General features: G+C 41.4%; 10 protein-coding genes. 9 read left to right on the top strand and 1 reads right to left on the bottom strand.

Annotated elements, in window-relative coordinates; genetic code table 11:
- Nucleotides 1–143: 143 nt before the first annotated feature.
- Nucleotides 144–638, bottom strand: a complete 495-nt coding sequence (locus tag WBS51_RS14975; RefSeq protein WP_173749672.1) for a sporulation initiation factor Spo0A C-terminal domain-containing protein — start codon at nt 636–638, stop codon at nt 144–146.
- 204 nt (nt 639–842) lie between these two features.
- Here WBS51_RS14975 and WBS51_RS14970 point away from each other — a divergent pair, with 204 nt between their 5' ends.
- The 9 genes from WBS51_RS14970 (at nt 843) to WBS51_RS14930 (ending at nt 10,182) form a co-directional block, all read left to right on the top strand.
- Nucleotides 843–1,217 (top strand): helix-turn-helix transcriptional regulator, encoded by a 375-nt coding sequence (locus tag WBS51_RS14970; RefSeq protein ID WP_291683716.1) that lies wholly within the window; start codon nt 843–845, stop codon nt 1,215–1,217.
- Between the two features lie 308 nt (nt 1,218–1,525).
- The gene (locus WBS51_RS14965; RefSeq protein ID WP_302702907.1) at nt 1,526–2,278 is read left to right on the top strand and encodes a helix-turn-helix domain-containing protein; all 753 of its coding nucleotides are present in this window, start codon (nt 1,526–1,528) and stop codon (nt 2,276–2,278) included.
- 194 nt (nt 2,279–2,472) lie between these two features.
- Nucleotides 2,473–2,622 (top strand): 50S ribosomal protein L33, encoded by a 150-nt coding sequence (gene rpmG, locus WBS51_RS14960; protein WP_111920707.1) that lies wholly within the window; start codon nt 2,473–2,475, stop codon nt 2,620–2,622.
- A gap of 22 nt (nt 2,623–2,644) precedes the next feature.
- Nucleotides 2,645–2,848, top strand: coding sequence for a preprotein translocase subunit SecE (secE, locus tag WBS51_RS14955; protein WP_173749675.1), 204 nt, complete (start codon nt 2,645–2,647; stop codon nt 2,846–2,848).
- A gap of 17 nt (nt 2,849–2,865) precedes the next feature.
- The gene (nusG, locus tag WBS51_RS14950; protein ID WP_173749676.1) at nt 2,866–3,387 is read left to right on the top strand and encodes a transcription termination/antitermination protein NusG; all 522 of its coding nucleotides are present in this window, start codon (nt 2,866–2,868) and stop codon (nt 3,385–3,387) included.
- A gap of 93 nt (nt 3,388–3,480) precedes the next feature.
- Complete coding sequence (rplK, locus tag WBS51_RS14945; RefSeq protein WP_111920704.1) at nt 3,481–3,906, top strand: 50S ribosomal protein L11; 426 nt, start codon at nt 3,481–3,483, stop codon at nt 3,904–3,906.
- Between the two features lie 67 nt (nt 3,907–3,973).
- Nucleotides 3,974–4,669, top strand: a complete 696-nt coding sequence (rplA, locus tag WBS51_RS14940; protein ID WP_111920703.1) for a 50S ribosomal protein L1 — start codon at nt 3,974–3,976, stop codon at nt 4,667–4,669.
- A gap of 318 nt (nt 4,670–4,987) precedes the next feature.
- Nucleotides 4,988–5,773 carry a hypothetical protein gene (locus WBS51_RS14935; protein ID WP_294463309.1) on the top strand — a complete coding sequence of 262 codons (786 nt, stop codon included), beginning with the start codon at nt 4,988–4,990 and terminating at the stop codon, nt 5,771–5,773.
- Nucleotides 5,774–5,784: 11 nt separating this feature from the next.
- A complete protein-coding gene (locus tag WBS51_RS14930) occupies nt 5,785–10,182 on the top strand; it encodes an InlB B-repeat-containing protein (RefSeq protein ID WP_294463308.1) in 4,398 nt (1,465 codons plus the stop codon).
- Nucleotides 10,183–10,713 lie beyond the last annotated feature (531 nt).

The following is a 10,713-nucleotide window of genomic DNA, read 5'->3' as shown; positions in this document are numbered from 1 at the left end:
AGGATGTGTAAACAGAATTCCCATAGCCGAAAGAGAAAGCCAGCGCCTTGAGACGCTGGCCTAGTAACAAGGGCTTATAGCCCTAGAGCAAACCACCCGTTGGACGGGTGGTCATGATTGCTGTCTGTCGCCTGCAAGAGATATTAATAAAGTCCAAGGAGCTGGTCAACGGTTTCGGGATTCTTTCTGGTGGATTCGATTAGTTTAAAAAGGTAAGAACTCATTTCAGCAGAAACTTTGTCTACGGCTTCCTGATAAATCTGCTGTTTGTAAATACAATTTTGCATAGTACATCCGTTTTCGGGAATATGATGCCGTTTTTCTTTTTGTTTTAATCTCAGATAAAGTGTTCTCAGCAAGTTAGAATTTTGGGTGTTTACTAAATCCAGGTATTGTTCTACGACTTCACGATTTCCTTTGGTTGTGGCGGTTTCAAAGGCATGCCGTATGGCTCGCTCTACACTTGAAGCGGTAGTGCCTCTTTTCTTTGCGATATCGGCATACAGAGAGCAGATTTTTCCATTGCTGTAATAGGTATCGGTGTCAAAGAGTTCCAAGGCGTCATAAATATAGGTAAAACCTTTTACGCCTGCCGGTATGCCAATTTCTAATAAAATGTCAACGATGTCATTTCTCATTTTTCTGAGTCGTCCTTTCTATGGGTATTCATTACTAAACATTAAAATGGAACATGATATGTATGAAATGTAAAATGTCTCAATAAGACAATTATATGTCTTTTTGCGACGTATGTCAACATAAATTTGTTGACAACAAAACAGATATCCATTACTATAGTTAGGTCACTATACAAAAAATACATTAAAGGGGTATTGACAAATTTGAAAAACAGAATAAAAGCAATTCGGAAGAATGCCGGAATGACGCAGCAGCAGTTTGCAAACCGAATCGGCGTTTCCAGGAATACGATTGCTACCTATGAAACCAGTGTACGGGTTCCGATTGAAGCAGTGCTTCTGTCCATATGCAGAGAGTTTGGAGTGAATGAAGAATGGCTGCGTACAGGTGAAGGTGAGATGTATATAGACATTACACCGGATTTGGAATTGTCCAGGTGGTTCGGGCAGCTCTTAAGAGAAGAAGACAACTCATTTCAGAAGAAATTCCTGCTTATGCTGTCTAAACTGACAGAAGAAGAATGGAATTCTCTTCAGAAAGTGGCGACGCTGCTTTTTTCAAGCAGTGTACAGAATTAAAGGGATTGGGTCAGGGATTTGATAAACTCATAGATGCATTTCATCTGATGATAATTTGCTCTTTGAAGTAAGTCGATGATTTGATGTTTGATGTCCATATCTTTCCCCCACAATATGTAACTTTGCCATATCCTTAAGCTATATTTACAGTTTACGTTATATTGCAGGAAAAGTCAATGCATTTTTTATAGGAAGTTTGATGAAAAACATTGTTTTTACAAGAAAATTGTAGTATGATTTTTTCTATAAACAACTTCTATTATAATATAGAAAGGAACAAGTAAAAAGCGGATTTGCGGGAGGCTACTATGGGGATTGGGGAAAGGGTTCGCAAGCGCAGGGTGGAATTGGGACTTACAAGGAACGAACTGGCGGAAAAATTACATGTTACACCCTCCGCTGTTGCAAACTATGAAAATAATATCAGTGTTCCGAAGCCGGAACTTCTGATTTCATTGATGAAAAACCTGGGAACAGATGCAAATTACTTATACGCAGATTATATTTCGGACGACTTGATTGAGAAGAATTATAAAAAGAATATGAGTGAGGAGGAGCAGGCATCTGTCAGAAAATATCGGGAACTTACGGAAAATGGAAAACGTCTTGTGCGAATTGTGATAAACGAAGAATATGAGCGCATGATGTCACAGCGCTGGATTATGCTGGAATGTTATTTTCCGGGAAGCAGGAAGCGGAATGCGGGATTTCTTCTGCAGGAATACGCAGGGAAAATCCGGGCCAGAGAGAAAAATATTCCAGAGGGGACAGATTATTGTTTTCAGATTCAGATTGACAGATATGAACCGGTGTTTCAAAAACAGGATATTCTTGCTGTATCCTCTGCGGCTGCTGCGCACAATGAAATCGGTATATTCTGCTTTCGGGGCGTTTGTTATATACGCACGCTTTACCGTAAGGGCAGTGTCTGTAAATTGCGAGCGCTTAATGTTATGGAGCCGGACATTGTTGTAGAAAAAGAAGAGGAGCTTTGCTGTCTGGGCAAAATTCTGGGAAAAGTCTATGGGGAGTACGAAATCCTGCATCCTGAGAAAGAATAACTTGACAAAGACCTTCGTCTATGTTACGCTTACAAAGCGACAATGGAAGCAGGTCTTTTTTTTGTGCGTAATTTTCAGAAGGATTCTGATAGACTACATATGAAAAGAGGTATCTGGTCGCGGTAACAAGACGTTGCATAATGACAGCCCTGTGAAGCTGTCAGCGATAAAAGACACATGGAGGTGGAGAAGTCGTGCGCGTAAAAATCACATTGGCATGTACGGAATGTAAACAGCGTAACTACAACATGACAAAGGAAAAAAAGAATCATCCGGAACGTTTGGAGACAAAGAAATACTGCAAATTCTGTAAAGCTCATACATTACACAAAGAAACCAAATAATCAGGTTTAAGAGGGTGAATTTATGGAAGCAGAAAAAAAGCAGAAAGCTCCAAAAAAGAACTGGACCAAAGGACTTCAGGCAGAATTTAAAAAAATAGTCTGGCCTGATAAGCAGACTCTTGTAAAGCAGACCGTTGCGGTAGTGTCTATCACTGCTGTACTGGGGGTTTTCATTGCTGTTATCGACAGCGGGATTCTGCAGCTGCTGAACTTAATTATTAAGTAAGGACAAGGTGAATTAGAATGTCAGAAGCAAATTGGTATGTTGTTCATACCTATTCAGGGTATGAAAACAAGGTAAAAGCCAACATTGATAAGACAATAGAGAACAGACACCTGGAGGACCAGATTTTAGAAGTCCGTGTACCTATGGAGGACGTAGTGGAACTGAAGAACGGCGAGAAAAAGCAGGTTCAGAAGAAGATGTTTCCCGGTTATGTCCTGATTCATATGGTGATGAATGATGACACATGGTATGTTGTAAGAAACACCCGCGGTGTTACAGGATTTGTTGGTCCGGGTTCAAAACCGGTTCCGCTGACGGAAAAGGAAATTGACGCTCTCGGCATTTCAATGGTCAGAGAAGTGGAAGTTGACTTTGAAGAAGGCGACAGTGTTGTTGTCACAGGCGGTGTTTGGAAAGATACTGTGGGCGTTGTTCAGAGTATTAACGAAGCAAAACAGATTGTGACAATCAGTGTTGAGCTGTTTGGCCGCGAAACGCCGGTAGAAATAAGTTTCGCAGAAGTAAAGAGTCTTTCATAAGACAAAACAGTAAACAGTATGCAAGGGTCATAATGTCACATGGCTCGTGGGAGGGACATTCCCGCAATTACCACATTATAGGAGGTGCCGAAAATGGCAAAGAAAGTAACAGGTTACATTAAATTACAGATTCCTGCTGGAAAGGCAACACCAGCACCACCAGTTGGTCCTGCTTTAGGTCAGCACGGTGTAAACATTGTACAGTTTACAAAAGAATTTAACGCAAGAACAGCAGACAAAGGAGATTTAATCATCCCTGTTGTTATTACAGTATATGCGGACAGAAGCTTCAGCTTCATTACAAAAACTCCGCCGGCTGCAGTTTTATTAAAGAAAGCTTGCAACATCAAATCTGGTTCAGGCGTTCCAAACAAAACAAAAGTAGCTACAATTTCTAAAGCGAAAATCCAGGAAATTGCAGAAATGAAAATGCCGGACTTAAATGCAGCATCCTTAGAGGCAGCTATGAGCATGATTGCCGGAACTGCAAGAAGTATGGGTATTACAGTAGAAGAATAATTAGTTTTGTGACTATCAACAAACGTGGGAGGGACATTCCCGCAATTACCACTAGGAGGTTATTTATATGAAACGCGGAAAAAAATACGCAGAGGCTGCAAAAGCAGTTGACCGTACAAATTTATACGACCCAGCAGAGGCCATTTCTTTAGTAAAGAAAACAGCCGTAGCTAAATTTGACGAAACAATCGAAGCTCATATCAGAACAGGCTGTGATGGACGTCATGCAGAACAGCAGATTCGTGGTGCAGTTGTACTGCCTCACGGAACAGGTAAGACTGTTCGCGTATTAGTATTTGCTAAGAACGCAAAAGCTGACGAAGCACAGGCAGCAGGTGCAGACTTCGTAGGAGCTGAGGATTTAATTCCGAAGATTCAGAACGAAGGATGGTTAGACTTTGACGTTGTTGTTGCTACACCGGATATGATGGGCGTTGTTGGACGTCTGGGACGTGTTCTCGGACCTAAAGGCTTAATGCCAAACCCAAAAGCTGGTACAGTAACTATGGACGTTGCTAAAGCTATCCAGGATATCAAAGCTGGTAAGATTGAATATCGTCTTGATAAAACAAATATCATTCACGTGCCAATCGGAAAAGCTTCTTTCACAGAGGAGCAGTTAGCGGACAACTTCCAGACGCTTATGGGAGCTATCAACAAGGCTAGACCAAGCGCGTTAAAAGGTGTGTTCTTAAAGAGCGTATCTCTGGCTTCCACAATGGGACCAAGCGTAAAGGTTAATCCTGTTAAATTAGCTCAGTAATAGATGCATTATGAAATCCCGGTATAGAGAAAATCTGTATCGGGATTTTTTATAGCTTAAATTCTTATACTTTCAAATCATTACATTTCTTATTTGCTGTTCTTGAACAAAAAAATCCATAAAATATGAAAATAATACTTATAAAAAATAATTATAGTTATAGGAAAAAGAAATTGGAAAATAGATGGGTATATAGTAAAAATACACAAAAATATAAGAATAAAACTGGAAAAAACGGCAATATTCATTTGCTGATGAATTGTATATAATAATTATAAAAAATAATTATATAAAATGGAGAAAAGGAAGGAGAGGGCAGTGTTCAAAAAAAGAAAATGTTTTGTGGTAGCGGTTCTGGTGTGCCTGATTTTACTGACAGGTGTTTTGGGTTTTGGAAAAGTATATGAAAAGAAGAATCCCCTTCTGGTGGATGGAAAGCCCATCACACAGGAGGAACTGGAATTTTATAATGGAGATAAGGAAAGGGCCGTTCGGGGGAGGGTAGTATGGAATTGGGCAGAACAGGAAGGGGTTGTTGATGAGTTTTCCTATAAAACTTTTTTGGAGGCGTTAGAAACTGAAAATAAGAAGAGGAAAGAATTTTATGAGAAAGGAGAACCAGTGTATGGGCCGGTGGAATTTACGCCTATGCAGTATTATAAGAGATTGCTTGGAGAGTGTGAACAGGCATTGAAAGAGAGAAAAATGGAAGAACTTTCAGAAGAAGAACTGGTTGCTTTTTATGAAACACATCGGGAAAATTACAGGCAGGTGGATTCTTTTACCGCTGAGTATACTGTTTGGCAAGAGGGCAGAATTGCCTATCAGGGGACATTGGAACTGAATGACAGTAATATACGTGCTATGACTGAAGCGGATGAAGAACTTGCAAATAAACTCTTGCAGTTAGAGGAAGGAGGGCAGTCAACGTGGGGTGATGACAGCGGAGCAAAGAAACGGCTCATGTGCACGAAGCGGGAAGCTGGGGGATATTTATCCTATGAAGAGGTTTCCGGTGCGGTTTTGGAACAGTGTACTGCAGATGAATTTGAAAAAGAATTGAATAAAAAAATGAAAGAGTCTGAAGTTCGGGATTTCAGATGAGGAGGAAATGAATGAGACGTATAGCAAAAAAGATATCATGTATTGTATTGACAGCGGCGCTTGTTGCTGAAAGCTTGCCGGGCTATGTGCTTGCGGCAGAAATACAGACAGAGATGTCTGTAACAGAGCAGATGGAGCAAGTGCAGACAGATCAGGCACAGCCGAAAGAAGAGGATGGTGTTCTTTCGGAAAATGAGTCCGTAATGTCAGAAGGTGCGGTGGAAGTACAGCCGGAAGAGGAGACCGTGGAAGAACCACCCGCAGAAGAAATAGAGGAAAAAGTCGGACGGTCAGTGCCGCAGGCTGGTTCCAGGGAATTGTTAAGAGATAGTTTTGAAGATGCAAGTGGCTGGAAAATAAATCAGCCCAATGCTGTGAAAATAGAAAATGGACGGGCAGTTATTAAGGGGAGTGGTCCCAATAATGCGATGGCATCTATGGGGATTCTTGCAGCCGAAAATTTTTTAATGCAGACAGATTTAACTGTGGGTGCAGGCAATACAAACTGTAATGCTAAAATAGCGTTTAAAGCGAAGGAAGGATTTGAGCAGCAAAGGCTGCAGCTCCGTTTTGATTTTCCCCACAATAAGGTAATGTTGGAAAATGTGACGGGAAATACGGTAAATACTACTTATAAAGAGGCTACAGTGGCAGTGAGCGAAGGGGTGCATAAACTGACTGTGGAAGTGCAGGATGACACGATTACGGCGTGGCTGGATGAGCAGGAGATGATTACAGCTGCCCATGAGGAGATTGCTGGAATGGAACAGGGGAGGCTGCTTTTTGCAGGACAGTATCCGGCGCAGGACTTTGCGTTGGATAATCTGCTGGTTACAACAAATGAGCAGCCCAGCGGAAAAGAGTGTACGGTGACATTGGAAACGTACACGGACGGGGTACTGGATGCGAATCATAAAGGCGGTACTTTGACTGCGGACAGACTTTCGGGCTATAGCGGAGATTATGTGACACTAACGCCAAAGGCCAATCATGGATATGTATTTGCAAGATATGAAACCAACACGGATAATCTGGTGCCTGTTGAAAACGACAGGTTTCAGTTAAGTGAAAAATTTCCTCAGATAACCGTGAGAGCATATTTTGAAACGAGAATACCGGGAAAAGATGAACTTTTCTTTGAAGATTTTGGTGGAGATTTAGGTGGAACTCTTCCGGGTATCAACATATCGGACGGCGAACTTGTAGTGGATGTTCCGGAAGGGGAGGATACAAATGCTTACAGTCCGGAAGTGGATTGGGAGAAAATCAGCAGCAATAAAGGGTATCGTATTTCTGTGGATGCCAGAAGAAAGACGGACAAGTCAGGAACCTTTCAGATTACTTTCCGTGGGGGAGATGACTTTGCGTCCCGTTATGTAGTGGCTGTCAATGCACAGGGAAGCGCTATGCTGCGAAGGTTTTATAATGGAGAAAATGAAGAATTGGCAAAGGGTGGATTCCAGATGACGGACAAATTTGCCCATGTTGTGATCGAGGTAAATGGTTCGAAGATGACTTTGCTCATAGATGGTAAGGAGATTTTGAACTATACAGACAGCGAAAACTGGACAGGTATGCAGCCGAAAGTGCAGTTGATTAATATGACCAAGGGGGCGCCGATGGCTTTTGACAATCTTCTGGTGGAGCAGATTTGCGAGAAGAAACCCATAAAGGTTTATTCTGTATATGAAGGAAAAGAAGATACAGAGCATAAAGCGGGAACAGCAGTCAGTGATGTGGCAGAAGCAGAAGAGGGAGAGAAAGTGACTCTTACTGCAACTGCGAAAGCGGGTTACAGTTTGAAAGAATATCAAATAGAAAATGTAGAAAATGTGCAAATCACAGACGGAACCTTTGTTATGCCGGCTGGCGACTATGAAACATTAACCGTGAGGGCTGTTTTTGAAGAGGATAAGGTAAGAGAAGGAAAAACTTTTTATGTGGATTCTGAAAAGGGGGATGACAGTGCAGAAGGAACTACTGAAAAAACTGCTTGGGAATCATTGGATAAAGTGAAGGAGTATGGAGCCTTTGTGCCCGGAGATAAAATTCTTCTGAAACGCGGAAGTGTGTTTACAGGACAGCAGCTTGCATTCCAGGGAATGGGGGCAAAAGGCAAACCGATTGAAATTAGCACTTATGGAAAAGGCGAACTTCCCCGGCTGGAAGGAAATGGTCAGGTGGAGAATGTGGTATCGCTTTATAATCAGCAATATGTAGAAATTCGAAATTTGGAAATTACAAATCTGGACACGCAGTATAATACAAACTTTGGTTTGAATGAGAGTAATAATACCGAAAAGGCTTTAAGAGCTGTAAATGTATCTATTCGTGATTTCGGAACTGCATCAGGGATTGTGATTGAAAATTGTTATATTCATGACATCAATGGAAATATTAATTTGAAATGGAACGGCGGTATTTTCTTTGATGTGAAGGCTAATATTCAAAATGGAGTTTTGACAGGTGTACCCAGCAAATATGATAATGTACGGATTTCCGGCTGTACTTTCGAGAGAGTAGATCGTTCTGCTGTTAAGCTGGTAAGTTCTCAGTGGTGTAATCAGTGGGAAAAGAATGACCCGGGAGTTCCGGTGAATTGGTATCCATCCACGAATATGGTAGTGGAAGAAAATTATATGGAATATATCGGTGGAGACGGTATTACGGTCAGAGATACAGATGGGGCTTTGATTGAGCACAATCTGGCAAAAGACTGTCGTTTCCAGAAAACAGGTTATAATGTAGGCATTTGGCCTTTTGAAGCGGCAAATACGGTACTGCAGTACAATGAAGCTTATGAAACCCACGGAACGACAGATGGACAGGGCTTGGATTGCGACCATGCTTCTTCGAATTCTGTAATGCAGTATAATTACAGTCATAATAACGAAGGCGGATTTATGCTGATTATGGGCGGCTACCCCCATACCGGAGCAACGGTCCGGTATAACGTCAGCCAGAATGACAGAGATAAGACTTTTGAATTTGCGCAGGGGCTTCCGAAAGGAACCATGATTTATAATAATACTATTTATTCGGATACGGTTCTGGACAGAGGTGTATTTTATCTCTCTAATACAGGTGCCGGTCAGGGTGTTAACGACGGGTTCGTATTTAATAATGTCTTTAGTTTCCCACAGGGTCAGAATACCTATGGCGGAGATGCGCAGGGGCTTGCTTTGGTGCAGGAACATATGAAGATTTATAACAATGCCTATACCGGCGGTATGAGTGCTTTTGACGCAGATGCAAAGCCTTTGCAGGAGGATGATTTGGGTATTGAAAGCCTGGGAAATGCACCGGAAACTCATGAGGGAAAAGAAGCTGTAACAGGAAGTTCTGGTTTGCTGGATGGGTATAAACTGGAGATGGATTCTGTATTGATTGATAAAGGGCTCACAGTGGAAGAGGCATGGAAACACTTCGGTGGAACAAAACTGGTAGATGGCAGAAAATATTCTCCCCGTGAATTTTTCGAGGAGGCGAAGGCACAGGACTATGCAAGCATTGATTGTATTATGGGAAATAATTTTCCGGAAGTATTAGGTGCGGCTTATGACAAAGATTTCTTTGGAGAAAGCATCACGAAAGGGAGGCCGGATATCGGTGCGGCGGAATATTCGATGTCGGAACCGGAAAAACCGGATAAAATTGTGCTGGAAAGTCTTTCTATTCAGAGAGCCCCGGAAAAAACAAAATATACAGAAGGAGAGTTTTTTGAACCGGAAGGAATGGAGGTGAAGGCGGGATTTAGTGATGGAAACGTGAGAGACGTAACTGGAGAAATCAGTTATAGTAAAGAGCCGCTGAAAACCAGTGATAAAGAAGTGGTTATTCGATATACATATGATGGGGTGACGAAAGAAGTAGTTCAGGAGATTGTGGTGAATGTTAAGGAAGAACCACAGCCGCCGAAATCGGAATGGCCAGAAAATCCAGAGAACCCGGAAGAGCCAGACAGTTCGGAGTGGACGATAGATTCTGTAAAGATAATACCTGAAAAAGTGGATCTGAAGGCGGGAGAAAGCAAACAGTTTACCGCAGAGGTAAAGGGAAAGGGTGAATTTTCAAAGGAAGTTTTCTGGGAAGTTGCTGGAAATAAAGATAAAGATACACGTATAGATGAAAAAGGAAACTTATGTGTAAGCAAAGGGGAAACTTCTGAGGAAGTAAACATAAAAGCAATTTCCAAAGCAGACGCGGACAAATTTGATGAAGTAACGGTAAAAATTAAAAGAGAACCGGTGAAAGAACCTGAAAAGGATAAAAACAGCAACGCTGCAACTGGTAAGCCTGTGGGAAATAAGGGAGTTCAAACGGGAGACGAGAGTCAGGTTGTGATGTTCCTGGTAATGTTGGGAGTTGCAGGGGGATTTCTGAAAATGTACAGAAGAAAAAGACAGTAACTTTTTATTAGAATATGGCTGCTGCACAAAAATGGTAAGTTTAGTACTTTGGTTTGTGCGGCAGCTTTCTGTTGTGGGGGATAAAAAATAAAAAATAGGCTTGACAGGTGTTGGATAACGTGTTATTATAGCAAAGTTGCTGTTGCATACAGATGCACAATTTGATAAGAAGTTAGAAAAAATAAAAAAGTGTTGACAATAGACAGAATATATGATATTCTAGTTTAGCTGTCGCAAAGAACAGAAGTTATCGCTCAGGCGAGCAGATGCGGGTTCTTTAAAGCAACAGAAAGACGACTTCGGTCGATAAAAAAAGTTTTAAAAAGTTCTTGACAAAGTGATATAGATGTGATAATCTAATATGGCTGTCGAAAAAAGAACGGCTCAGCTGAATGGCTGAAAAAACTTTTTAAAAAAGTTCTTGACAAGCTGAAAGAGATATGATAAAATATCAAAGCTGTCAAAGCGACAGGAACCTTGATAACTGAACAGTAGAACACATGAATCGAAAATTCTTTTACATTTTATTCT

The organism is Blautia acetica (genome assembly GCF_038739805.1).
Classification (GTDB): Bacteria; Bacillota; Clostridia; order Lachnospirales; family Lachnospiraceae; genus Blautia.
The sequence above is the reverse complement of the archived record's forward strand: the minus strand, read 5'-3'. Positions and strand labels throughout refer to the sequence as shown.